Source organism: Pseudomonas juntendi (genome assembly GCF_021560075.1).
Taxonomy (GTDB): Bacteria; Pseudomonadota; Gammaproteobacteria; order Pseudomonadales; family Pseudomonadaceae; genus Aquipseudomonas; species Aquipseudomonas juntendi.
In genome coordinates this window covers 1,296,143-1,320,433 of record NZ_CP091088.1, presented here as the reverse complement: position 1 = coordinate 1,320,433, position 24,291 = coordinate 1,296,143, and the positions used below count along the sequence as shown (strand labels likewise).

At 64.0% G+C, this 24,291-nt stretch carries 23 protein-coding genes; 12 read left to right on the top strand and 11 right to left on the bottom strand.

Annotated features, from left to right (window positions below; translation table 11 throughout):
* Positions 1-106: 106 nt before the first annotated feature.
* The 3 genes from L1P09_RS06040 to L1P09_RS06030 all read right to left on the bottom strand — a co-directional run bounded on the left by L1P09_RS06040 (position 107) and on the right by L1P09_RS06030 (position 2,922).
* Positions 107-1,069, bottom strand: coding sequence for a DMT family transporter (locus L1P09_RS06040; RefSeq protein ID WP_029888098.1), 963 nt, complete (start codon positions 1,067-1,069; stop codon positions 107-109).
* A 134-nt stretch (positions 1,070-1,203) separates the two neighbouring features.
* A complete protein-coding gene (gene pap / locus L1P09_RS06035) occupies positions 1,204-2,697 on the bottom strand; it encodes a polyphosphate:AMP phosphotransferase (RefSeq protein WP_054881871.1) in 1,494 nt (497 codons plus the stop codon).
* A gap of 12 nt (positions 2,698-2,709) precedes the next feature.
* The gene (locus L1P09_RS06030; RefSeq protein ID WP_235768582.1) at positions 2,710-2,922 is read right to left on the bottom strand and encodes a hypothetical protein; all 213 of its coding nucleotides are present in this window, start codon (positions 2,920-2,922) and stop codon (positions 2,710-2,712) included.
* Between L1P09_RS06030 and mnmC the strand changes: the two genes are divergently transcribed.
* The 5 genes from mnmC to L1P09_RS06005 all read left to right on the top strand — a co-directional run bounded on the left by mnmC (position 2,921) and on the right by L1P09_RS06005 (position 10,949).
* Positions 2,921-4,891: a bifunctional tRNA (5-methylaminomethyl-2-thiouridine)(34)-methyltransferase MnmD/FAD-dependent 5-carboxymethylaminomethyl-2-thiouridine(34) oxidoreductase MnmC gene (mnmC, locus tag L1P09_RS06025; protein WP_192440566.1), complete on the top strand. Its 1,971-nt coding sequence runs from the start codon at positions 2,921-2,923 to the stop codon at positions 4,889-4,891. The two genes, L1P09_RS06030 and mnmC, sit on opposite strands and share 2 nt — an antisense overlap.
* Positions 4,892-5,099: 208 nt before the next feature.
* Complete coding sequence (locus tag L1P09_RS06020) at positions 5,100-6,887, top strand: N-acetylglutaminylglutamine amidotransferase (RefSeq protein WP_054881869.1); 1,788 nt, start codon at positions 5,100-5,102, stop codon at positions 6,885-6,887.
* 3 nt (positions 6,888-6,890) lie between these two features.
* The gene (gene ngg, locus L1P09_RS06015; RefSeq protein ID WP_009682070.1) at positions 6,891-8,636 is read left to right on the top strand and encodes an N-acetylglutaminylglutamine synthetase; all 1,746 of its coding nucleotides are present in this window, start codon (positions 6,891-6,893) and stop codon (positions 8,634-8,636) included.
* Between the two features lie 67 nt (positions 8,637-8,703).
* On the top strand, positions 8,704-9,888 hold the full coding sequence (locus L1P09_RS06010; RefSeq protein WP_115293536.1) for an osmoprotectant NAGGN system M42 family peptidase: 1,185 nt from the start codon (positions 8,704-8,706) through the stop codon (positions 9,886-9,888).
* Positions 9,889-10,721: 833 nt separating this feature from the next.
* Positions 10,722-10,949: a YheU family protein gene (locus L1P09_RS06005; protein ID WP_009682864.1), complete on the top strand. Its 228-nt coding sequence runs from the start codon at positions 10,722-10,724 to the stop codon at positions 10,947-10,949.
* On the opposite strand, the gene L1P09_RS06000 is transcribed toward L1P09_RS06005, so the two are convergent.
* Both L1P09_RS06000 and L1P09_RS05995 read right to left on the bottom strand, forming a co-directional pair.
* Positions 10,946-11,128: a carbon storage regulator gene (locus L1P09_RS06000; RefSeq protein ID WP_029885890.1), complete on the bottom strand. Its 183-nt coding sequence runs from the start codon at positions 11,126-11,128 to the stop codon at positions 10,946-10,948. The two genes, L1P09_RS06005 and L1P09_RS06000, sit on opposite strands and share 4 nt — an antisense overlap.
* 120 nt (positions 11,129-11,248) lie before the next feature.
* Positions 11,249-12,058, bottom strand: coding sequence for an SDR family oxidoreductase (locus tag L1P09_RS05995; RefSeq protein WP_235768580.1), 810 nt, complete (start codon positions 12,056-12,058; stop codon positions 11,249-11,251).
* A gap of 195 nt (positions 12,059-12,253) precedes the next feature.
* Here L1P09_RS05995 and L1P09_RS05990 point away from each other — a divergent pair, with 195 nt between their 5' ends.
* Complete coding sequence (locus tag L1P09_RS05990; protein ID WP_009682861.1) at positions 12,254-12,406, top strand: DUF3309 family protein; 153 nt, start codon at positions 12,254-12,256, stop codon at positions 12,404-12,406.
* A gap of 62 nt (positions 12,407-12,468) precedes the next feature.
* Here the strand turns inward: L1P09_RS05990 and L1P09_RS05985 are convergent, their stop codons facing one another.
* The 3 genes from L1P09_RS05985 to L1P09_RS05975 all read right to left on the bottom strand — a co-directional run bounded on the left by L1P09_RS05985 (position 12,469) and on the right by L1P09_RS05975 (position 15,505).
* The gene (locus L1P09_RS05985; protein WP_009682860.1) at positions 12,469-14,133 is read right to left on the bottom strand and encodes a cation acetate symporter; all 1,665 of its coding nucleotides are present in this window, start codon (positions 14,131-14,133) and stop codon (positions 12,469-12,471) included.
* Complete coding sequence (locus L1P09_RS05980; protein WP_009682859.1) at positions 14,130-14,441, bottom strand: DUF485 domain-containing protein; 312 nt, start codon at positions 14,439-14,441, stop codon at positions 14,130-14,132. The genes L1P09_RS05985 and L1P09_RS05980 overlap by 4 nt, the downstream gene beginning before the upstream one ends.
* A 203-nt stretch (positions 14,442-14,644) precedes the next feature.
* A complete protein-coding gene (locus L1P09_RS05975) occupies positions 14,645-15,505 on the bottom strand; it encodes a glycine betaine ABC transporter substrate-binding protein (protein WP_009682858.1) in 861 nt (286 codons plus the stop codon).
* A 197-nt stretch (positions 15,506-15,702) separates the two neighbouring features.
* Between L1P09_RS05975 and L1P09_RS05970 the strand changes: the two genes are divergently transcribed.
* The gene (locus L1P09_RS05970) at positions 15,703-17,268 is read left to right on the top strand and encodes a glycoside hydrolase family 17 protein (RefSeq protein WP_235768579.1); all 1,566 of its coding nucleotides are present in this window, start codon (positions 15,703-15,705) and stop codon (positions 17,266-17,268) included.
* A 40-nt stretch (positions 17,269-17,308) separates the two neighbouring features.
* On the opposite strand, the gene L1P09_RS05965 is transcribed toward L1P09_RS05970, so the two are convergent.
* Complete coding sequence (locus tag L1P09_RS05965) at positions 17,309-17,677, bottom strand: hypothetical protein (protein ID WP_192440570.1); 369 nt, start codon at positions 17,675-17,677, stop codon at positions 17,309-17,311.
* A gap of 190 nt (positions 17,678-17,867) precedes the next feature.
* Between L1P09_RS05965 and L1P09_RS05960 the strand changes: the two genes are divergently transcribed.
* Both L1P09_RS05960 and L1P09_RS05955 read left to right on the top strand, forming a co-directional pair.
* Positions 17,868-19,166, top strand: coding sequence for an alpha/beta fold hydrolase family protein (locus L1P09_RS05960; protein WP_029885886.1), 1,299 nt, complete (start codon positions 17,868-17,870; stop codon positions 19,164-19,166).
* 73 nt (positions 19,167-19,239) lie between these two features.
* Positions 19,240-19,986 (top strand): MlaA family lipoprotein, encoded by a 747-nt coding sequence (locus tag L1P09_RS05955; protein ID WP_050492197.1) that lies wholly within the window; start codon positions 19,240-19,242, stop codon positions 19,984-19,986.
* A 54-nt stretch (positions 19,987-20,040) separates the two neighbouring features.
* On the opposite strand, the gene L1P09_RS05950 is transcribed toward L1P09_RS05955, so the two are convergent.
* Both L1P09_RS05950 and L1P09_RS05945 read right to left on the bottom strand, forming a co-directional pair.
* Positions 20,041-21,192: a patatin-like phospholipase family protein gene (locus L1P09_RS05950; protein ID WP_064314622.1), complete on the bottom strand. Its 1,152-nt coding sequence runs from the start codon at positions 21,190-21,192 to the stop codon at positions 20,041-20,043.
* A 25-nt stretch (positions 21,193-21,217) separates the two neighbouring features.
* Positions 21,218-22,153 carry a lipid A biosynthesis lauroyl acyltransferase gene (locus L1P09_RS05945; RefSeq protein ID WP_009682851.1) on the bottom strand — a complete coding sequence of 312 codons (936 nt, stop codon included), beginning with the start codon at positions 22,151-22,153 and terminating at the stop codon, positions 21,218-21,220.
* 111 nt (positions 22,154-22,264) lie between these two features.
* On the opposite strand from L1P09_RS05945, the gene minC reads away from it, so the two are divergent.
* The 3 genes from minC (at position 22,265) to minE (ending at position 24,217) form a co-directional block, all read left to right on the top strand.
* Positions 22,265-23,026, top strand: a complete 762-nt coding sequence (gene minC, locus L1P09_RS05940) for a septum site-determining protein MinC (RefSeq protein ID WP_009682850.1) — start codon at positions 22,265-22,267, stop codon at positions 23,024-23,026.
* 120 nt (positions 23,027-23,146) lie between these two features.
* Positions 23,147-23,959: a septum site-determining protein MinD gene (gene minD / locus L1P09_RS05935; protein WP_003252574.1), complete on the top strand. Its 813-nt coding sequence runs from the start codon at positions 23,147-23,149 to the stop codon at positions 23,957-23,959.
* Between the two features lie 3 nt (positions 23,960-23,962).
* Entirely contained in the window at positions 23,963-24,217 is a 255-nt protein-coding gene (gene minE / locus L1P09_RS05930) for a cell division topological specificity factor MinE (protein ID WP_009682849.1), read from the top strand.
* Positions 24,218-24,291: the final 74 nt, after the last annotated feature.

Here is a 24,291-nt window from a genome sequence, read left to right as displayed (position 1 = left end):
CGGCGCTCGCTCTAACAGGCGCTGCATACCTTGTGGCAAACACCTGTCAGCCCTGATGCGATCCCCGTGGGAGCTGGCTTGCCAGCGATGGGGCCAGTACAGGCGATCAAGGAACATGGGCCAACCGCGCCCTGCGGGCACGCCAGCCGGCCACCAGCGATGGCCCCAACGCCACCAGGGCCGAGCCGAACACCACCGTCACCGCCCCCACATAGCCCAGCGCATTGATGTCTTCAGCGTGCACATAGTCAGGCCATACCAGCGCCGCCAACGCCACTGCAACAAAAGTCACCAGCGGCGTCAGTGCCAGCGTGGCACTCACCCGTGATGCCTCCCAGTGCGCCAGCGCTTCGGCGAACGCGCCATAAGCCACCAGGGTATTCAGGCAGCACGCCAGCAACAGCCAGCCCTGCACCGGGGTCAGTTGCAACGCCTGCAGCGGGTGCACCCAGGGCGTGAGCAGCGCGGCGCAACTGAGGTAGATCACCATCATGACCTGCTGCGAATGCCACACCGTCAACAACTGCTTCTGGCTCAGGGCATAGAACACCCAGATGCTGGTGGCCAGCAATATGGTCAGCACACCCGTGGTGTAGGCCCCCAGCGAGGTCAGCAGTTCGTCCAGGCGCTGGTTGAAGAACAGGCCAAACCCCGCCAGCAGCACCAGCAGCCCTACACCCTGCCCCAGGCTGAAACGCTCACGGAATACGAACACACTGGCCACCAGCAGCAACACCGGGCCAATCTGCACCACCAACTGTGCAGTACCCGGGCTAAGCAGGTTGAGCCCGATCAGGTACAGCACGTAGTTGCCCATCAAGCCGAAGACAGCAACGGCCACCAGGCCCTTGCCCTTTGCTGGCAGTTTACGAATGGAGGGCAACCGCCGCTGGGCCGCCAGCCAGGCAAACAGCAGGCCGCCCGAGACCAGCAAGCGGTACCAGGTGACGGTGATCGGGTCGACCACTTGCAGTACCTGCTTGAGCTTGATCGGCAGAATGCCCCAGAGCAGCGCCGTCAAGAGTGCCAGGAACAGGCCATAGCCCCAGCGGCCGGAAGTGGTATGCATAAAGTCCTCGATCAAGCCCGTGGTGGCGATTGCTTGATTCTACGGGCTTGCTGGGGAGGTGCGGGGGAACGTGCCGAGAAAAGAATTCATCAGGTCATTCTTTTGCAGCATGGCTTGAGGCCAAACCCGGCAATCTACTTCTTGTGCTTGGCAAACGCCGCCTCAAGCGCCTCGTTGATGGTGCGCAGCACCTTCACCCGGGCCCAGCGCTTGTCGTTGGCCTCTACCAATGTCCATGGCGCAATCTCGCTGCTGGTACGGTCGACCATGTCCCCCACGGCCTGGGCGTAGTCATCCCATTTGTCCCGGTTGCGCCAGTCATCCTCGGTGATCTTGTAGCGCTTGAACGGGATCTGCTCGCGCTCTTCGAAGCGCTCCAGCTGGGTCTGCTGGTCGATGGCCAGCCAGAACTTGACCAACACCACCCCGGCGTTCACCAACTGTTCCTCGAAATCATTGATCTCGCCGTAGGCGCGCATCCAGTCAGCCGGCGTGCAGAACCCCTCTACCCGCTCCACCAGCACCCGCCCATACCAGGAGCGGTCAAAAATGGTGAACTTGCCCCGCGCCGGAATGTGCCGCCAGAAGCGCCACAGGTAAGGCTGCGCGCGCTCTTCTTCGGTGGGCGCGGCAATCGGCACGATACGGTACTGGCGGGGGTCCAGCGCAGCGGCCACCCGGCGGATGGCCCCGCCTTTGCCGGCAGCATCGTTGCCTTCGAACACCGCCACCAAGGCATGGCGGCGCATGCGCTTGTCCCGCAGCAGCCCGGCGAGGCGGGCCTGCTCGGTTACCAGTTGTTCCTGGTAATCGGCCTTGTCCAGGCGCACGCTCAAGTCCAGCGCCCCCAGCAGGCTGCGGTCATCGATGCTACGCCCCAATGGGGCCACGTTCCCCTGGTGCTTGCCCTTGGGGTTGTTGGCCAGCGCGGCCTGCAAGCTTTCCAGCAGGATGCGCCCGACCGCCAGGCTACGGTAGTTGGGGTCGACCCCCTCGACGATGTGCCACGGTGCATAATCGCGGCTGGTACGGCGCAGCACGCGCTCGCCAAAGCGTACGAAGCGGTCGTAGGTTTTCGACTGCTGCCAGTCCAGCGGGCTGATTTTCCAGCTGTGCAACGGGTCGTCCTTCAGCGATTTCAGGCGCGCCTTCATCTGCTTCTTGGACAGGTGGAACCAGAACTTGATGATCAGCGCACCTTCGTCGCAGAGCATTTGCTCCAGGCGTTCGGCGCCGGTGATGGCCTGGTCGAGCACGGCATCCTTGAGCACCCCGTGCACCCGCCCCTGCAGCATCTGGCTGTACCAGTTGCCAAAAAACACGCCCATCCGCCCCTTCGGCGGCAAGGCCCGCCAATAGCGCCATGCCGGCGGCCGGGCCAGCTCTTCGTCGGTCTGCTGGTCGAAGGTCAGCACATCGATCATGCGCGGGTCCATCCACTCGTTCAGCAGCTTTACCGTCTCACCCTTGCCAGCGCCTTCAACGCCGTTGATCAGCACGATCACCGGGAAGCGCGCCTGCTGCTTGAGTTCGTACTGGGCTTCGAGCAGGGCCTCGCGCAACGCGGGCACCTCGGCGTCGTAAGCCTCCTTGTCGATGCTATGGCCGATTTCGGCGGATTCGAACATGCAATGGCTCCTTCAATGGATAACCAAGACTAGCGGAATTCGAAGCTGCAAGCTGCAAGCTGCAAGTGGCAAGTGGCAAGCTGCAAGCTGCAAGCTGCAAGCTGCAAGCTGCAAGAAAACGTAAGCCATGCCACCATCTGCTTTTTCTAGCCACTTGCGACTTGCGACTTGCCACTTGCCACTTGCCACTTGCAACTTGCCACTCATCTCCAGCGAACCAGCCATGCCTGAATCCACCCTTCTCCAGCACGCCCAGATCGACTGGGACGACCAGGGCCGCCCCCATTCGCGGCAGTACGACGACGTCTATTTCGCGGTCAACGAAGGCATCGAAGAAACCAAGCATGTGTTCCTCGGCCAGACCCGCCTGGCCGAACGCTTCGCCAACCTGCCCGCACACAGCAGCCTGGTGATCGGCGAGACCGGCTTTGGCACCGGCATGAACTTCTTTTGCGCATGGCAATTGTTCGACCAGCATGCGCCCAGCGGTGCACGCCTGCATTTCGTCAGTGTCGAAAAGTACCCCCTGGGCGCTGCCGACATGGCCCGCGCCGTACGCCTGTGGCCGGAGCTCGCCGCCTACACCGAGCCGCTGCTGGCCCAGTATGTGGCGGTGCACCCCGGCTTTCAGCAGTTCACCTTCGCCGAAGGCCGGGTCACCCTGACCCTGCTGATCGGCGATGTGCTGGAGCAGCTGCCGCAGCTCGATGCACAGGTCGACGTGTGGTTCCTCGACGGCTTCGCCCCGGCCAAGAACCCCGACATGTGGACCCCGCAGCTGTTCGCCCAGCTGGCGCGGCTGTCCCACGCCGGAACAGTGCTGGGCACCTTCACCACCACCGGCTGGGTGCGCCGCAGCCTGGTCGAAGCGGGCTTCGCCATGAAGAAGGTGCCGGGCATCGGCAAAAAGTGGGAAGTGATGAGCGGCGCCTACGTCGGCGCCCTGCCCGCCCCTGGCGCCCCCTGGTATGCACGCCCGCCCGCCACGCCGGGCCCGCGCCAGGCACTGGTTATCGGCGCCGGGCTCGCCGGCAGCGCCAGCGCGGCCAGCCTGGCCCGGCGTGGCTGGCAGGTGACCGTGCTGGAACGCCATGACGCCGCCGCGCAGGAAGCCTCGGGCAACCCGCAGGGGGTGCTGTACCTCAAGCTGTCCGCCCATGGCACGGCGTTGTCGCAGCTGATCCTGTCCGGCTTCGGCTACACTCGGCGCCAGCTCGAACGCCTGCAACGGGGCCAGGACTGGGATGCCTGCGGCGTGCTGCAACTGGCGTTCGACGCCAAGGAAGCCGAGCGCCAGGGCAAACTGGCTGGCGCGTTCGACCACGACCTGCTGCACGCGCTGCAACGTACCGAGGCCGAAGCCGTCGCCGGCGTCGCCCTGCCGGCTGGCGGGCTGTTCTACCCCGAAGGCGGCTGGGTCCACCCGCCTGCCCTGTGCCAGCAGCAGTTGCAGCACCCTGGTATCCGGCTGGTGACCCACCAGGAAGTCATCGAGCTGCGCAAAGTGGCTGACCAGTGGCAAGCCTGGGCCGGCGAGCGCCTGCTGGCCAGCGCGCCGGTGGTGATTCTGGCCGCAGCCGCCGAGGTCCGCCGCTTCGACGCCTGTGCCGGGTTGCCGCTCAAGCGCATCCGCGGCCAGATCACCCGCTTGCCGGCCACCGTCGGCAGCCGCGCACTGCGCACCGTGGTGTGCGCCGAGGGCTACGTGGCACCGCCGCGTGGTGATGAACATACCTTGGGCGCGAGCTTTGATTTCAACAGTGACAACCTGGCGCCGACGGTGGCCGAACACCAGGGCAACCTGGCGTTGCTGGACGAGATATCGACCGACCTGGCACAACGCCTGGGCGTGGCAACGCTGAACCCTGAGCACCTGCAAGGGCGGGCCGCATTCCGCTGCACCAGCCCGGATTACCTACCGATTGTCGGGCCGCTGGCCGATGCACAGGCGTTTGCCGACACCTACGCGGTACTGGCGCGTGATGCGCGACAGGTGCCGCAAGCCCCTTGCCCCTGGCTGGGCGGGCTGTATGTGAACAGCGGGCATGGCTCGCGCGGGTTGATCACCGCGCCGTTGAGTGGGGAACTGCTAGCGGCGTGGGTGTGCGGGGAGCCGCTGCCGGTGCCTCAAGGGGTGGCGCAGGCTTGCCATCCTAACCGGTTCGCCCTGCGCAGGCTGATACGGGGCAAGTGATGGAACCGGGGGCTGCGGTGCAGCCCAATTGCGACACCGGGCCGTTCCGGCAAGGCAAAACCGGTGTCGCGATTGGGCAGAAAAGCGTCGCAGGCCGCAGCCGCATATAACAGATTGTTCTAAAACTCTCATAAAGCACATGGGTCAGTTCCTTAAGGTGCCCTAATCCGGGGCATCACCTCCCCAACGGAAAAACCGGTAAGGACTTATGTGCGGATTAGCAGGAGAGTTACGTTTCACCCCCATCGGCCAAGCGCCACGCCCAGCCGACCTGGCTGCGGTAGAGCGCATTACCCATCACCTGGCGCCACGCGGCCCGGATGCCTGGGGCTTCCATAGCCAGGGCCCCATAGCCCTCGGCCACCGCCGCCTGAAAATCATGGACCTGTCCGACGGCTCGGCGCAGCCCATGGTCGACAACACCCTGGGCCTGTCCCTGGCGTTCAACGGTGCCATCTACAATTTCCCCGAGTTGCGCCAGGAGCTGCAGGCCCTGGGCTACCAGTTCTGGTCGGACGGCGACACCGAAGTGCTGCTCAAGGGCTACCACGCCTGGGGTGCGGCGCTACTGCCGAAACTCAACGGCATGTTCGCCCTGGCCATCTGGGAACGCGATAACCAACGCCTGTTCCTGGCCCGCGACCGCCTGGGCGTCAAGCCGCTGTACCTGTCACGCAACGGAGAGCGGCTGCGTTTTGCCTCGACCCTGCCAGCGCTGCTCAAGGGCGGCGACATCGACCCGATGCTCGACCCGGTGGCGCTCAACCACTACCTCAACTTCCATGCCGTGGTGCCGGCACCGCGCACCTTGCTGGCGAACGTGCAAAAGCTGGAACCCGGCACCTGGATGCGTATCGACCGCCACGGCGAAATCGAGCGTCAGACCTGGTGGCAACTGCAATACGGGCCCAACGCCGATGAGCGTGAGCTGGACCTGGAAGGCTGGACCACCCGCGTACTGGACGCGACCCGCGAAGCCGTGGCCATCCGCCAGCGTGCCGCCGTGGACGTGGGCGTGCTGCTGTCCGGCGGTGTCGACTCCAGCCTGCTGGTCGGCCTGCTGCGCGAAGTCGGTGTGGACGACCTGTCGACCTTCTCCATCGGCTTTGAAGATGCCGGCGGCGAGCGCGGCGACGAGTTCCAGTACTCCGACCTGATCGCCAGGCACTACGGCACGCGCCACCACCAGTTGCGCATTGCCGAGCACGAAATCATCGACCAGCTGCCTGCCGCCTTCCGCGCCATGAGCGAGCCGATGGTCAGCCACGACTGCATCGCCTTCTACCTGCTGTCGCGGGAAGTGGCCAAGCATTGCAAGGGCGTGCAAAGCGGCCAGGGCGCCGACGAACTGTTCGCCGGCTACCACTGGTACCCGCAGGTGGACGGCGCCGACGATGCCTACACGGCATACCGCAACGCCTTCTTCGACCGCAGCCACGACGAGTACCGCGATACCGTACAGGCGCCATGGTTGCTGGATACCGATGCCGCTGGCGATTTCGTGCGCGAGCATTTCGCCCGCCCCGGCGCGCCGCAGGCGGTGGACAAGGCCTTGCGCCTGGACAGCACCGTGATGCTGGTCGACGACCCCGTCAAACGGGTCGACAACATGACCATGGCCTGGGGCCTGGAAGCACGCACCCCGTTCCTCGACTACCGCCTGGTAGAGCTGTCGGCACGCGTTCCGGCGCGCTTCAAGCTGCCAGACGGCGGTAAACAGGTGCTCAAGCAAGCCGCACGGCGGGTGATCCCGCATGAAGTGATCGACCGCAAGAAGGGCTACTTCCCGGTACCGGGCCTGAAGCACCTGGAAGGCGCCACACTGGGTTGGGTACGCGAGCTGCTGACCGACCCCAGCCAGGACCGTGGGCTGTTCAACCCAGCCATGCTCGACCGCCTGCTTAGCAACCCGCACGGCCAATTGACGCCACTGCGCGGTTCCAAGCTGTGGCAACTGGCAGCATTGAACCTGTGGCTGAGCGAACAAGGACTCTGACCGATGAAACCCCACGAAATCGCCTACGGTCAGCGCCTGCTGCGTGGCCAGGCGCCGTCCTACGAGCGCCTGCAGGCGCGCCTGGCCGGCGACGGCAGCCAGCCCCACCAACAGCCGCGTGCCGTGCACTGCGGCTGGGGCCGGCTGCTGATTGGCCACACCTATGCCGAGCCGGCCGACCTGGCCGACGACCTGTTGGGCGAATGCCCAGGCGAACGCGATATCGCGCTGTATGTGGCAGCACCGCAGCAGGTGCTGGCGCAGGCGCCACAACAGTTGTTCCTCGACCCATCCGACACCCTGCGCCTGTGGTTCACCGATTACCGCCCAGCCCAGCGGGTATTTCGCGGTTTTCGCGTGCGACGGGCGCAGAACCCGGCTGACTGGCAGGCCATCAACACCTTGTATCAGGTGCGCGGGATGCTGCCGGTCGATGCCGACTTGCTCACCCCTCGGCACCTGGGCGGCCCGGTCTACTGGCTGGCTGAAGACGAAGACAGCGGCGCGGTGATCGGCAGCGTCATGGGCCTGAACCATGCCAAGGCTTTCGATGACCCCGAGAACGGCAGCAGCCTGTGGTGCCTGGCAGTCGACCCGCACTGCACCCGCCCCGGCGTGGGTGAAGTGCTGGTGCGCCACCTCATCGAGCACTTCATGAGCCGTGGCCTGGCCTATCTCGACCTGTCGGTGCTGCACGACAACCGCCAGGCCAAGCGCCTGTACCAGAAGCTCGGCTTTCGCAACCTGCCCACCTTCGCCGTCAAGCGCAAGAACGGCATCAACGAGCAACTGTTCCTCGGCCCCGGCCCACAGGCCGACCTCAACCCCTATGCACGCATCATCGTCGACGAGGCATTGCGCCGCGGCATCGAGGTACAGGTGGATGACGCCGCCGGCGGGCTGTTCACCCTGAGCCTGGGCGGCCGGCGCATCCGCTGCCGAGAGTCGCTCAGCGACCTGACCAGCGCCGTGACCATGACCCTGTGCCAGGACAAGCGCCTGACCCAGCATGCCCTGCGCACTGCCGGGCTGCAGGTGCCGGCGCAACAATTGGCCGGTAATGCCGACGATAACCTGGCCTTTCTCGACGAGCATGGCGCGGTGGTGGTCAAGCCCGTTGACGGCGAACAAGGCCAGGGCGTAGCGGTAAACCTGACCTGCATCGACGACGTAACCCAGGCGGTCGGCCATGCCCGCCAGTTCGATAGCCGGGTGTTGCTGGAAAGCTTCCATGCCGGCCTCGACCTGCGCATCGTGGTGATCGGCTATGAAGTGGTGGCGGCCGCCGTTCGCCACCCGGCCCAGGTGCTGGGTGACGGCAAGCACAGTGTGCGCCAGTTGATCGAGGCCCAAAGCCGTCGTCGCCAAGCCGCTACGGCGGGTGAAAGCCGTATCCCGCTGGATGAAGAAACCGAACGTACCCTGCGCGCTGCTGGCGTGGGTTACGACGATGTGCTGCCACCCGGCCAGCGCCTGGCCGTGCGGCGCACCGCCAACCTGCACACCGGCGGCACCCTGGAAGACGTTACCGCCCGCCTGCACCCGGTGCTGGCCGACGCAGCCGTGCGCGCTGCGCGGGCGCTGGAAATACCGGTGGTCGGGCTGGACTTCATGGTGCGTGATGCCGAACAGCCCGAGTACGTGATCATCGAAGCCAACGAGCGCGCCGGCTTGGCAAACCACGAACCGCAGCCAACGGCCGAGCGTTTCATCGACCTGCTGTTCCCGCATAGCCGGCCTTTGGCGTAAACCAGTGCCGGGCTCTTCGCGGGTTCACTCGCGAAAAGGCCGGCACAGGAGCAAGGAGTATTCAACCATGTCCGAGCGACATCCCGAACCCGATCTCGAATACCTCAAGCGCGTGCTGCTGGAGATGCTGGCCATCCCCAGCCCGACCGGTTTCACCGACACCATCGTGCGCTACGTGGCCGAACGCCTGGACGAACTGGGCATCCCCTTCGAGCTGACCCGTCGCGGCACCATTCGCGCGACCTTGAAGGGCCGGCAAACCTCGCCCGACCGCGCCGTATCCGCGCACCTCGATACCATCGGCGCCAGCGTGCGCCAACTGCAGGACAACGGCCGGCTGGCCCTGGCGCCGGTTGGCTGCTGGTCCAGCCGCTTCGCCGAGGGCAGCAGGGTCAGCGTGTTCACCGACACCGGCGTGTTCCGCGGCAGCGTCCTGCCGCTGATGGCCAGTGGGCACGCCTTCAATACCGCCATCGACCAGATGCCGGTGAGCTGGGAACACGTGGAAGTCCGCCTGGACGCTTATTGCGCCACCCGCGCCGATTGCGAGGCGCTGGGGGTGAGCATTGGTGACTTCGTGGCCTTCGACCCACTGCCCGAGTTCACGGACAGCGGCCACATCAGCGCCCGTCACCTGGATGACAAGGCCGGTGTCGCGGCGCTGCTCACCGCGCTCAAGGCTGTGGTGGAGAGCGGCCAACAACCGCTGATAGACTGCCACCCGCTGTTCACCATTACCGAGGAAACCGGGTCGGGCGCAGCGGGTGCCCTGCCTTGGGACGTCAGCGAGTTCGTCGGTATCGACATTGCGCCGGTGGCGCCCGGGCAAGCCTCCAGCGAGCATGCCGTGAGCGTGGCCATGCAGGACTCGTCGGGGCCCTACGATTACCACCTGTCGCGGCACTTGCTGAAACTGGCCGGCGACCGCGACCTGCCCGTACGCCGCGACCTGTTCCGCTACTACTTCAGTGACGCCCATTCGGCGGTAACGGCCGGGCACGATATTCGCACCGCGCTGGTGGCGTTCGGCTGCGATGCCACCCACGGCTATGAGCGGACACACATCGACAGCCTGGCGGCCCTGAGCCAGTTGTTGTCGGCGTACCTGCTCAGCCCGCCGGTGTTTGCCAGCGATTCACAGCCGGCCAATGCCTCGCTGGAGCGCTTCAGCCACCAGCTGGAACACGATGCGCAGATGGAGAGCGACACGCGCGTGCCGGCGGTCGACAGCCTGGTCGGTAACAAGGGCTGAGGCCTTGGGGCCGCTTTGCGGACCATCGTCGGCAAGCCAACTCCCACGGGGATCGCATCAGGGCAGACAGGTGTTTGCCACAAGGTATGCAGCGCCTGTTAGAGCGAGCGCCGCCCGCGCGGCGCATCGCGAGCTGCGCTCGCTCCTACGTTTGTTTCGGGCCAATTATTCCTGTGGGATTCGCGCGCGAACGCCTTGGCGCATGCCTCAAAATCGCGTCGTACGAACAAGGCGGCCGCGCGCATCTGGCACAGGGGTTACTGGCCCGAAACAAACGTAGGAGCGAGCGCAGCTCGCGATTGCGCCGCGCGGGCGGCGCTCGATCTCACAGGCGCTGAAGATGCTCCGGCTACCCTTGCCAGGAACCATAGAATCTCCCACAGGGAGCGCATCAGGGCTGACAGGTGTTTGCCACAAGGTATGCAGCGCCTGTTAGAGCGAGCGCCGCCCGCGCGGCGCATCGCGAGCTGCGCTCGCTCCTACGTTTGTTTCGGGCCAATTATTCCTGTGGGATTTGCGCGCGAACGCCTTGGTGCATGCCTCAATATCGCGCCGTACAAACAAGGCGGCCGCGCGCGCCTGTCACAGGCGTTACTGGCCCGAAACAAACGTAGGAGCGAGCGCAGCTCGCGATGCGCCGCGCGGGCGGCGCTCGATCTCACAGGCGCTGAAGATGCTCCGGCTACCCTTGCCAGGAACCATAGAATCTCCCACAGCTCAAAAATTGCACGGTCGTTGAGGTGCGCCCTTGTGTCGCGATGGGCCGCAACGCGGTCCCAAAAGCCCCAATGTTTCGCGTAGCATGCCCCCACCGTAACCCGAGACACCGCCCCATGCTGATCCCTTACGAGCAACTGCAAGCCGAAACACTGACCCGCCTGATCGAAGACTTCGTCACCCGCGACGGTACCGACAATGGTGACGATACCCCGCTGGAAACACGGGTACTGCGGGTACGCCAGGCATTGGCCAAGGGCCAGGCCTTCATCCTGTTCGACCCCGAAAGCCAGCAGTGCCAGTTGCTGGCCAAGCATGACGTGCCGCGGGAACTGCTCGACTAGCCGGTCTCGGCTTTCTTGGCTTCCTTGATGCGCTTGTACACCTCGGACCGGTGCACCGGCACTTCCCGTGGGGCATCCACGCCAAAGCGCACCACCCCGTCACGGGTTTCGACCACCACGAGGCGGATGTTCTCACCGATCATGATGACCTCGCCCACTTCGCGCCCTATCACCAGCATGTTCCGGTCCTCCTGCACAAGGTAAAACCGGAGACTGCATCGTCAGGATCAGGCTACTCAATAGCTCCGCAGCGATTCAGAAGCGCCCTACATCTACTGGTAATTCGCCCTACAGATATTTCATCGCGAAACCGCTTTGGCACGCATTTTCACGGCCATTTCGGCCATTTCCTGGTAGAGCCGCTCGGGGGCTTGCCGCTTCAATTCCCAAGCCTGCCGCCCGGCCTCATGCGGCATAATCAGGAACTCGCCAGCAGCGACCTGCCGGTGGATGTAGTCGGCAATGTCCGCCGCATTGATCGGCGACCCTTCCAGCAACTTGCCGACCTGCGCCTTCATGGCCGGGTTCGGGCCGCGGAACGAGTCCAGCAGATTGGTCTGGAAGAACGACGGGCACACCACATGCACCGCCACCTCCACCTGGCGCAATTCCACCAGCAGGCTCTCCGACAGCGCCAGCACGCCGGCCTTGGCGACGTTGTAGTTGCTCATGCCCGGCCCCTGCATCAGGGCGGCCATCGACGCGACGTTGATGATGCGCCCCTTGCTGCGCTCCAGCAGGGGCAGGAAGGCCTTGCAGCCCTTGACCACGCCCATCAGGTTGACGGCAATCTGCCAATCCCAGTCTTCCAGCGACAGCTCGGCAAAGAACCCGCCCGAGGCAACCCCGGCGTTGTTGACCACCACGTCGATGCCATCGAACTGCTCGGTACAGGCCTGGGCCAGGGCTGTGAGCTGGCTGTAGTCGCGCACGTCGCAGCGCTGGACGAAACCCTCACCGCCGGCCGCACGGGCCAGCTCCAGTGTTTCGCGCAGGCCGCCTTCGTTGACATCGGCCAGCGCCAGGCGCCACCCCTCACGTGCCCAACGCAGGGCAATTTCGCGCCCGAGGCCTGAGCCGGCTCCGGTAATCATGATGCGGTTGTGCATGGTGGCTGGCCCTGTCTCGTTGAGGTATGAAACGAGTCTAAACAAGGGCCTGGCCAACGGCAGGGTTCATCAGGGTAGTGAATGTGGGGGCATGAACCGGCACAAAATGGAATCTTTCACATTGCCCACCAGTCCGAACTTACAAGAGGCCGGCAACCCGAGGCCCTTGACCCCTAACCACGCAAGGACACGTACATGACCACGATCCTCATCATCATCCTGATTCTTCTGTTGATTGGTGGCTTACCGGTCTTCCCACACTCGCGCAGCTGGGGCTACGGCCCGTCCGGCATCGTCGGCGTGGTACTGGTGGTCCTGCTGGTGTTGTTACTGCTGGGCAGGATCTAGACGCGCCACGCTAGGCAAAAAAAAACCGCGCTTCGGCGCGGTTTTTTTATGGGCGGGCGGGCTCAGTGCGACACAGCGCCTGAAGCCCCCAGGCCAGTCTGCGAACGGACGAACTGCGGGAAGAACAGCGCGCGTTCGTTTTCTGCGGCCTTGGACTTGTCGGTGACCGAGAAGAACCAGATGCTGACGAAGGCAATGGCCATCGAGAACAGCGCGGGGTACTCGTACGGGTAGATCGGCTTTTCATGGCCCAGGATCTGCACCCAGATGGTCGGGCCAAGGATCATCAGCGTCACTGCGCTGACCAGGCCCAGCCAGCCGCCGATCATGGCGCCACGGGTGGTCAGCTTTTTCCAGTACATCGAAAGCAGCAGGACCGGGAAGTTGCAGCTGGCGGCGATGGAGAACGCCAGGCCGACCATGAAGGCGATGTTCTGCTTCTCGAACAGGATGCCCAGGCCGATCGCCAGTACGCCGAGGGCGACGGTGGTGATCTTCGACACGCGGATCTCGTCCTTGTCGTTGGCCTTGCCCTTGCGCCACACGCTGGCGTACAGGTCGTGGGACACTGCCGAGGCACCCGCCAGGGTCAGGCCGGCGACCACCGCCAGGATGGTGGCGAACGCCACTGCCGAGATGAAGCCGAGGAACACGCTGCCACCCACGGCATTGGCCAGGTGCACCGCGGCCATGTTGTTGCCGCCCAGCAGCGCGCCGGCGGCGTCCTTGAAGTCAGGGTTGGTGCTGACCAGCAGGATGGCGCCAAAGCCGATGATGAAGGTGAGGATGTAGAAGTAGCCGATGAAGCCGGTGGCGTACAGCACGCTCTTGCGGGCTTCCTTGGCGTCACTGACGGTGAAGAAGCGCATCAGGATGTGCGGCAGGCCGGCCGTACCGAACATCAGCGCCAGGCCGAGGGAGAACGCCGAGATCGGGTCTTTGACCAGGCCGCCCGGGCTCATGATGGCCTCGCCCTTGGCGTGCACCTTGATCGCTTCGGAGAACAGCGTGTTGAAGTCGAAGCCCACGTGTTTCATCACCATCAGCGCCATGAAGCTGGCACCGGACAGCAACAGCACGGCCTTGATGATCTGTACCCAGGTGGTGGCCAGCATGCCGCCGAACAGCACGTACAGGCACATCAGGATACCCACCAGGATCACCGCCACATGGTAATCCAGGCCGAACAGCAGCTCGATCAGCTTGCCGGCACCGACCATCTGCGCGATCAGGTAGAACGCCACCACCACCAGCGAGCCGGAAGCCGACAGGGTGCGGATTTCCTTTTGCCCGAGGCGGTACGAAGCCACGTCGGCGAAGGTGTACTTGCCCAGGTTGCGCAGGCGTTCGGCAATCAGGAAGAGAATGATCGGCCAGCCGACCAAGAAGCCGATCGAGTAGATCAGGCCATCGTAGCCAGAGGTGAACACCAGTGCGGAAATGCCCAGGAACGAGGCTGCCGACATGTAGTCGCCGGCAATCGCCAGGCCATTCTGGAAACCGGTGATCTTGCCGCCGGCCGCGTAGTAGTCCGACGCCGACTTGTTGCGCTTGGAGGCCCAGTAGGTGATGCCCAGGGTGAAGGCGACGAACGCCACGAACATGGCGATGGCAGAGACGTTCAGCGGTTGCTTCTGCACCTCGCCGGTCAGGGCATCGGCGGCCCACACGGCGGGTGCGAAGGCTCCGCAGGCCAGTATGGCCAGGGCTTTGGCGTGGCGAATCATTGTTGCGCCTCCTTCAGGATGGCCTTGTTCAGCTCATCGAACTCGCCGTTGGCGCGGCGCACGTAGATGGCGGTAAGGACGAATGCCGAGACGATCAGGCCGACGCCGATGGGGATACCCCAGGTGATCGACGACTCAGGGCTGAGCTTGGCGCCCAGTATGTGAGGACCGTAGGCAATGAGGAGGATGAAAGCGCAGTACAAGCCAAGCATGATCGCCGAGAGGATCCAGGCGAACCGTTCGCGTTTGCTGACCAGCTCCTTGAAGCGAGGGCTGTTTTGTATCGAGAGGTAAATGCTGTCGTTCATTGTTTTTGTCCTAGCAGCACAAGTAGGGAAACACCCACACCCTTACTTTATGCTGCCGATGGACGCCAACCAGACGACCTTAGTCTTAGATGCAACGGTGTTTTACCGTTTGCGTAACAAAGTGCCGGCCCATTCGCGAGAAAACCCGCTGCCCTGCGGCAGCGGGTTTACCCGCGAAGCAACAAAACCGGCCCTTCAGGTTGTTACTTGCCAGTCCATTCCTTCACGCGGTCCGGGTGCTTGGCCACCCAGTCCTTGGCCGCCGCTTCAGGCTTGGCGCCTTCCTGGATGGCCAGCATCACTTCGCCAATCTCGTCTTTGGACTGCCAGCTGAATTTCTTCAGGAACTCGGCCACTTCCGGTGCCTTGGTCGCCAGTTCTTTGCTGCCAATGCTGTTTACGGTTTCCGACGCGCCATAAACGCCTTTCGGGTCTTCGAGGAACTTCAGCTTCCACTTGGCGAACATCCAGTGCGGCACCCAGCCGGTCACTGCAATCGACTGCTGCTTGGCGTAGGCACGGCCCAGTTCGGCGGTCATCGCGGCGCCCGAGCTGGCTTGCAGCTTGTAGCCGGTCAGGTCGTAGTCCTTGATGGCCTGTTCGGTCTTGATCATCACGCCCGAGCCTGCATCGATGCCGACGATCTTCTGCTTGAAGCTGTTGTCGGTCTTGAGGTCGGCGATGCTGGTGGCCTTGACGTACTCAGGCACGATCAAGCCGATCTTGGCATCTTTGAAGTTGGCGCCGTAGTCGACCACGTTATCCTTGTTCTTGGCCCAGTACTCGCCATGGGTCACCGGCAACCAGGCCGACAACATGGCATCGAGCTTGCCGGTCGCCACACCCTGCCACATGATCCCGGTGGCAACGGCCTGCAGCTTCACATCGTAGCCGAGCTTCTGCTTGATTACTTCGGCCGCCACGTTGGTGGTTGCCACGCTGTCGGCCCAGCCGTCCACGTAGCCAATGCTCACTTCCTTGGCCATTGCCTGTGCTGCGCTCAATCCCAGTACCAGGGCAGTGCCCACGCCCAGGAAACGTCGCATTTTTTTCAAAGTCGCCATCAAAGCATCCCCTCGTCAGGTCTTGGAGATTCCATCATCTGCCTGCAACCCCGGGCGACCTGATCCAGCTGCGACCTGTACCTGCCCCATATGCGACAGCACTGTGCCATTAGCGCCATATGCCCACCACGACCTGCGCGATCCTTGCATGCCAAAGCTTTGGCGCCGGGCTACTATCTATCCCTTTGTGCCTGACGATGGACCGCCTGATGCCCCGTTCTGCCCGCGCGCTGCTGCCGTTGTACCTGTTTGCCTGCCTGTTCGCCCTGCTGGGGCTGGGAGCGCTCTGGTACGGGCTTGGCAAGCCGCTGCAACTGCCCGATGCCGCGAGCCCTGCACACAAGCTGCAATGTGCCTCGTACACACCGTTCGACAAGGACCAGTCGCCCTACGACCAACCGTTTCGGCTGCGCCCGCAGCGCATGGATGCCGACCTGGCCTTGTTGGCCGAACGCTTTCAGTGCATTCGCACCTATTCCATGACCGGTCTTGAAGCAATACCGGCGCTGGCGCGCAAGCACGGCCTGAAGGTGATGCTGGGGGCCTGGGTCAATGCGCACGCCACCGACACCGAGCGGGAAATCAACCTGCTGATCGCCGCCGCCAATGCCAACCCCGACGTGGTCAGCGCAGTGATCGTCGGCAACGAAACCCTGCTGCGCAAGGAGGTGACCGGTGCACACCTGGCCACGCTGATCGCCCAGGTGAAAAGCCAGGTGCACGTGCCGGTGACCTACGCCGATGTCTGGGAATTCTGGTTGCAGCACCCGCAGGTGGCACCGGCGGTGGACTTCCTCACCATTCACCTGTTGCCCTACTGGGAGGACGACCCCCAGGGCATCGACCAGGCCTTGGCCCATGTCGCCGATGTACGCCGGGTGTTCGGTACGCGCTTTGCGCCCAAGGACGTCCTGATTGGTGAAACCGGCTGGCCCAGCGAAGGCCGCCAGCGCGAGACGGCAGTGCCCAGCCGGGTCAATGAAGCGCGCTTCATTCGTGGTTTTGTGAGCATGGCAGAGGCCAATGGCTGGCACTACAACCTGATCGAGGCCTTCGACCAGCCGTGGAAGCGTGCCAACGAAGGTGCGGTGGGCGGGTACTGGGGGTTGTACGATGCCGACCGGCAGGACAAGGGTGTGCTGGAAGGGCCGGTGAGCAACCTGCACTACTGGCCGCAGTGGTTGCTGGGCAGCGCCGCGCTGATGCTGGTCATGCTGGTGTTGGCCGGGCGCCCCGCCACCCTGCGGGCGGCGTTGCTGTTACCGCTGCTGGCAGCGCTGGGGGCGGGTTGCCTGGGCTTGTGGGGCGAGCTGGTGCGTACCCATGCGCGCTTCGCCGGGGAATGGGCGTGGGCGCTGGGGCTGGTCGCACTGAACCTGTTGGTGCTGGCCCATGCCGTGTTGGCCCAGGCGCAGCGCGCCGGTTGGCGCGAGCGGCTGTTCGCCGGGTTGCAGGCGCGCGCCGGCTGGCTGTTGCTGGCAGCAGGCTTCGCTGCGGCGGTGAGCATGCTGGCGCTGGTGTTCGACCCGCGCTACCGCAGCTTCCCCACTGCAGCGCTGGCGTTGCCGGCGCTGGTGTACGCGCTGTGGCCGGTGCGTGCGCGGCGGGCGGAGGTGGCATTGCTGGCGTTTATCGTGGGCGCCGGGGTGGCGCCACAGCTGTTTGTCGAAGGGCTGCAGAACCGCCAGGCCTGGGGGTGGGCGGTGGTGAGCGTGATAATGACCGTGGCGCTGTGGCGCAGCTTGCGGCTGCGCGCGGTGTGATGGCGGCCGCGGCGCACCTTTCATGCGGCGGTTGGCCTGGTCAGGCCCGCCGCTGCGAGCGGACCAACCGCAAGCCCGCCAGCACCAGCGCAAACACCGCAATGCTGGCGGTATACAGCACCAGCGCCGGCACCGCGAACACCAGGGCCAGGAAAGCCAGCCACCAGCCTGCACGGCCGGCGACCACCTGCGCCAACAGGGCCAGGCCCAAACCGCCCCAGGCCAGCACCTGGTGGTGAATGCCCAGCCCCAGCAACGACCGGACCTCGCACTGCCAGTACGCCGCCGGTAATGTGCACAGGCCGACCCACTGGCCGTCTTCCATCAGCCCGTAACGCACCGCGTAACTGGCTGCGAGCCACAGCCCGATGAACAGCATGACCATGGCTGCCGGCAAGGCACGAGACATCCTGTTTTCCCTACAGTCACTATTGAAGAAAACGATGATCACCCATCGCCCTTGATAAGGCAAAATTGTCGGCCTGCAGCTATGTTGCAGATAACAAGAACACCAAAGGCCACTACGCCAGGCAACTTTGTTCAGCCCGCAGTGGTCCTAGCCTGCATACGCTTGACCTTGCGTTCTTTTGGGGGATTACATGCTTCGTACTTTGCGCCTCGCTGCCTTGCTCGGTGGCCTGCTCATGGCTGTGGCCGCTTCAGCGCGCGATATCGACGCCGCCAGCTATGGCTACCCCTTGACCAACCCGTTCGAGGCCACCATCGCCACCACACCGCCGGAGCAGCGCCCGACCCTGCCCAGCGATGAAGACATCGACCAGTCCGACTACAGCCTGAACCTGCGCCCGGAGCGCGAGTTCATCCTGCCCGACAACTTCTGGGCGGTGAAAAAGCTCAAGTACCGCCTGGCCCGCCAGGACCACGCGGCGCCGCTGATCTTCATCATCGCCGGCACCGGGGCCGCCTACAACAGCACCATCAACGAATACCTGAAGAAGCTGTTCTATCAGGCCGGTTTCCACGTGGTGCAGTTGTCTTCGCCTACCAGCTACGACTTCATAAGCGCCGCCTCGCGCTTTGCCACCCCCGGCATCACCCAGGAAGACGCCGAAGACCTGTACCGGGTCATGCAGGCCGTGCGGGCCCAGCACCCGCGCCTGCCGGTCAGCGAGTTCTACCTGACCGGCTACAGCCTGGGGGCCCTCGACGCGGCGTTCGTCAGCCACCTGGACGAAACCCGCCGCAGCTTCAACTTCAAGCGCGTGTTGCTGCTCAACCCACCGGTCAACCTGTACACCTCGATCAACAACCTCGACAAGCTGGTGCAAACCCAGGTGAAGGGCATCGACCGCAGCACCACCTTCTACGAGTTGATGCTGCAAAAGCTCACCCGCTACTTCCAGGACAAGGGCTACATCGACCTCAACGATGCCCTGTTGTACGACTTCCAGCAGTCGAAACAACATTTGTCCAACGAACAGATGGCCATGTTGATCGGCACCTCGTTCCGCTTCTCGGCGGCCGACATTGCCTTTACCTCCGACCTGATCAACCGTCGCGGCCTGATCATTCCGCCGAAGTACCCGATCACCGAAGGCAGCAGCCTCACGCCGTTCTTCAAACGTGCACTGCAGTGTGACTTCGACTGCTACATGACCGAGCAGGTAATCCCCATGTGGCGTGCACGCACCGACGGCAACAGCATCCTGCAACTGATCAACCAGGTCAGCCTGTACGCGCTGGCAGACTACCTGCACAGCAGCGACAAGATCGCGGTGATGCACAACGCCGACGACGTCATCCTCGGCCCGGGCGACATCGGCTTCCTGCGCAAGGTCTTTGGTGACCGGCTGACCCTCTACCCCCATGGCGGCCATTGCGGCAACCTCAACTACCGCGTCAACAGCGACGCCATGCTGGAGTTCTTCCGTGGTTAACAAACTCCTCTTCGCCACTGCCCTGCTAGCCGCCGGCCATACCCTGGCCGCCGAAACCGCACCGCGGGCCAGCGTGGTCGAGGCCGACCCGCAGGTGGTTGGCACAGCGCCACTGGTGCCCGAGTCCGACGGTTTTCTCGACCCGCTGCGCGAGCTGAAATTCAACCCCGGCCTGGACCAGCGCGAGTTCGAGCGCTCCACGTTGGAGGCGCTGAACGTGTACGACCCGCTGGAGTCGGTCAACCGGCGCATCTACCACTTCAACTACCGCCTCGACCAGTGGGTGCTGCTGCCGTTGGTGAACGGCTACCAGTACGTTACGCCAAGCTTCGTCCGCACCGGGGTCAGCAACTTCTTCAATAACCTGGGCGATGTGCCGAACCTGTTCAACAGCGTGCTGCAGCTCAAGGCCAAACGCTCGGCCGAGATCACCGCGCGGTTGATGTTCAACACCATCATTGGCGTGGGCGGGCTGTGGGACCCGGCGACCAGCATGGGTCTGCCACGGCAGAGCGAAGACTTTGGCCAGACGCTGGGCTTCTACGGGGTACCCGAAGGTCCGTACCTGATGCTGCCGCTGCTGGGCCCGTCGAACCTGCGCGATACCACCGGCCTGGCAGTGGACTACGCCGGCGAGCAGAGCATCAACTACCTCAACGTGGCCGACGCCAGCAAGGACCACCCCGAGATCTTCGCCTTGCGCGTGGTGGACAAGCGCTACAACACCAAATTCCGCTATGGCCAGCTCAACTCGCCGTTCGAGTATGAAAAGGTGCGCTACGTCTATACCCAGTCGCGCAAGCTGCAAATAGCGGAGTAAGCCGGCCGGGCCCTTTGGCGGCGGTGCAATGCCGCAAAAGGGCCGGCGCAGGCGCTATCCGATACCCAGGAACTGGCGCAGCTCGCGCTGTTTGGCCAAGGCGTCGCGGCGCCCCAACTCGATCAGCTCACTGCAATAACCGGCTTCGAACAGCAGATAGCTCAACACCCCCGCCCCACTGGTACGGGTTGCCCCCGGCCCGCGCAGGAACAGGCGCAGCGCCGCCGGCAGATCGCGGCGGTGGCGCGCGGCAATCTCGTCCAGCGGCTGGCTGGGCGCAACCACCAGCACATCGATCGGTGCCAGGCCCAGGCGGCGTGCGTCCAGGTGCGCTGGCAACAGCCGGCCCAGGTGGTTGAGCCGCTGCAGCAGTTCGATGTCATCTTCCAGGCTGTCGATGAAGGTGCTGTTGAGCAGGTGCCCGCCGATCTGCGCCAGGCTTGGCTGCTGCCCGCTGAACACCCGCTGGGGCGGCAAGGGTGGCGCAGGCCGCTGCGGGTTGCCGCTGACGCCGACCACCAGCACCCGGCTGGCACCCAGGTGCAGGGCCGGGCTTATCGGCGCCGACTGCCGCACCGCACCGTCACCGTAATACTCGTCACCCAGCTGCACCGGCGCGAACAGCAGCGGGATCGCCGCACTGGCCAACAGGTGGTCGATGCCCAGCGGCGTGGGCACGCCGATGCGGCGGTGGCGCAACCAGGCCTCGATCGAGCCTCGGCCCTGGTAGAAGGTCACTGCCTGGCCGGACTCGTAACCGAAGGCGGTTACCGCTACCGCGCGCAGTTGCTCGGCGGCCAAGGCCTGGCCAATGCCATCCAGGTTCAGCTGCGCCTCCAGCAAGGTGCGCAGCGGGCGGCTGTCGAGCAACGCCACGGGCGCCTGGCCGCCCAGCCCAAGCAGGTTGTGGCCGACAAACCGGCTGGCCTGGCGCACCACCCCAGGCCAGTCACTGCGGATCACCAGGTGGCTGGAAATGTTCTGCCAGAAGTGCGTCAGCCGTTGCACGGCGCTGTTGAACTGGCCGGCACCGCTGGCCAGGGTCACGGCGTTGATGGCCCCTGCCGAAGTGCCGACGATCACCGGGAACGGGTTGGCTGCGCTGGCCGGCAACAGCTCGGCGATACCGGCCAGTACGCCGACCTGATAGGCGGCGCGGGCGCCACCGCCAGACAGGATAAGGCCGGTTACCGCAGGTGGGGCCATGGCGTGCTTCCCGACGACACAGGGTTCAACGCTTTTTCTTGTCATACAGCCGCTCAGCCCCTTCGGGCCGCGACTTGAACCGGCGGTGCGCCCACAGGTACTGCTCGGGGCATTCGCGCAGCACGCTTTCGACCCACTGGTTGATGCGCAGGCAATCGGCCTCTTCGCTTTCCCCGGGGAAATCCGCCAACGGTGGGTGGATCACCAGCCGGTAGCCGCTGCCATCGTCCAGGCGTTTCTGGGTGAACGGAATGACCTGCGCCTTGCCCAGCCGGGCAAACTTGGTGGTGGCCGTGACCGTTGCGGCGGGTATGCCGAACAGCGGCACGAACAGGCTCTGCTTGGTGCCGTAGTCCTGGTCCGGCGCGTACCAGATCGCCCGGCCCGAACGCAGCAGCTTGAGCATGCCACGCACATCCTCACGTTCCACCGCCAGCGAATCGAGGTTGTGGCGCTCGCGGCCGCTGCGCTGGATGAAATCGAACAGCGCGTTACCATGCTCGCGGTACATGCCGTCGATGGTGTGCTGCTGGCCCAGCAGCGCCGCGCCGATTTCCAGGGTGGTGAAGTGCACCGCCATCAGGATGGCCCCCTGCCCCGCCTGCTGCGCGGCTTGCAGGTGCTCCAGGCCCTCGACATGGGCCAGGCGTGCCAGCCGCGCCTTGGGCCACCACCAGCTCATGGCCATTTCGAAGAAGGCGATGCCGGTGGACGCGAAGTTGGCCTTCAGCAACCGCTGCCGTTCGTCGACTGACAGCTCCGGAAAGCACAGCTCCAGGTTGCGCGCAGCAATGCGCCGGCGCTCGCCGGCAAAGTGGTACATCACCGCGCCCAGCGCGGCACCGATTTTCAACAGCACCCGGTACGGCAACTGGACTACCAGCCACAGCAGGCCCAGGCCCAGCCACAGGCCCCAGAACTTTGGGTGAAGGTAATAGCGACGAAAACGCGGGCGTTCCATTGAAGCATCCGGAAAGACAAAGGCTGCGCATTCTACAACGGATCAGCGCATGTTGCGGGCAACCGGTGTTCTCGTTATAAGTCAGGGCACTTTTTCCGCAACAAGCCGTCTATGCAGACCATGAGCCCAAACCACACACCCGACACCGCTTCCGTGTTCCAGCTCAAGGGCAGCATGCTTGCCATCACCGTACTGGAACTGGCGCGCAATGACCTTGAAGCCCTGGACCGCCAGCTGGCGGCCAAAGTCGCCCAGGCGCCGAACTTCTTCAGTAACACGCCGCTGGTGCTGGCGCTGGACAAGCTGCCTGCCGATGAAGGGGCAATCGACCTGCCCGGCTTGATGCGGATCTGCCGCCACCATGGCCTGCGTACGCTGGCCATTCGTGCCAGCCGCATCGAGGACATCGCCGCCGCCATCGCCATCGACCTGCCCGTGCTGCCGCCGTCCGGCGCCCGTGAGCGGCCGCTGGAGCCCGAACCCGAAGCGGTGAAAAAACCCGAACCCGCCCCGGTACCGCCCCCAGCCCCGGAGCCGGAGGTACGCCCGACCCGTATCATCACTTCGCCGGTACGCGGCGGCCAGCAGATCTACGCCCAAGGTGGCGATCTGATAGTCACGGCTTCGGTCAGCCCAGGTGCGGAACTTCTGGCCGATGGCAACATCCATGTGTACGGCGCCATGCGCGGCCGCGCCCTGGCCGGCATCAAAGGCAATACCAAGGCACGTATCTTCTGCCAGCAGATGACCGCCGAAATGGTCTCCATCGCTGGCCAGTACAAGGTCTGCGAAGACCTGCGCCGCGACCCGCTGTGGGGCACCGGCGTGCAAGTCAGCCTGTCTGGTGACGTGTTGAACATCACCCGTCTTTAACGGATACTTGCCAGCATTTTTAGTGCAACTTTTTTTACAGTTGCCTTTTATTTGAGCTATTAAAGCTATTTCAGTTTTTTGCAGGGACAAGTGTCCCGACTATTTTAGGGGTGAAACACCTTGGCCAAGATTCTCGTGGTTACTTCCGGCAAGGGGGGTGTGGGCAAGACCACCACCAGCGCCGCCATTGGTACCGGCCTCGCACTGCGCGGCCACAAGACCGTCATCGTCGACTTCGACGTGGGCCTGCGTAACCTCGACCTGATCATGGGCTGCGAACGCCGCGTGGTGTACGACTTCGTCAACGTGGTCAACGGCGAAGCCAACCTGCAGCAGGCCCTGATCAAGGACAAGCGCCTCGAGAACCTGTACGTGCTGGCCGCCAGCCAGACCCGTGACAAGGACGCGCTGACCCAGGAAGGCGTGGAAAAGGTACTGATGGACCTGAAAAAGGACTTCGAGTACGTGATCTGCGACTCGCCGGCCGGTATCGAGAAAGGCGCGCACCTGGCGATGTATTTCGCCGACGAAGCGATTGTCGTGACCAACCCTGAAGTGTCGTCGGTACGTGACTCGGACCGCATGCTGGGTATCCTGTCGAGCAAATCGCGCCGTTCCGAGAACGGCGAAGAGCCGATCAAGGAGCACCTGCTGATCACCCGCTACCATCCCGAGCGCGTGGTGAAGGGCGAAATGCTCAGCGTGGCCGACGTCGAAGAAATCCTGTCGATCAAACTCAAAGGCGTCATCCCGGAGTCTCAGGCTGTGCTCAAGGCTTCCAACCAGGGTATCCCGGTCATCCTCGATGACCAGAGCGACGCTGGCCAGGCCTACAGCGATGCAGTCGACCGCCTGTTGGGCAAAGAGAAGCCAATGCGCTTCATCGATGTACAGAAGAAAGGATTCTTCGAGCGCATTTTCGGGAGCAAATAAACCATGAACCTTTTTGACTTCTTTCGTGGCAGACAGAAACAGACCAGCGCGTCGGTGGCGAAAGAGCGTCTACAGATCATCGTGGCGCACGAGCGCGGCCAGCGCAGCGAGCCGGACTACCTGCCGGAGCTGCAGAAAGAACTGCTGGAAGTGATCCGCAAGTATGTGAACATCGGCAATGACGACGTGCATATCGAGCTGGAGAACCAGGGCAGCTGCTCGATTCTGGAGCTGAACATTACCTTGCCGGATCGTTGATTCGGCAAAAAAGCCGGGGCTGCGTTGCAGCCCTTTCGCGACACAAGGCCGCTCCCACAAGGGTTATGCACTCC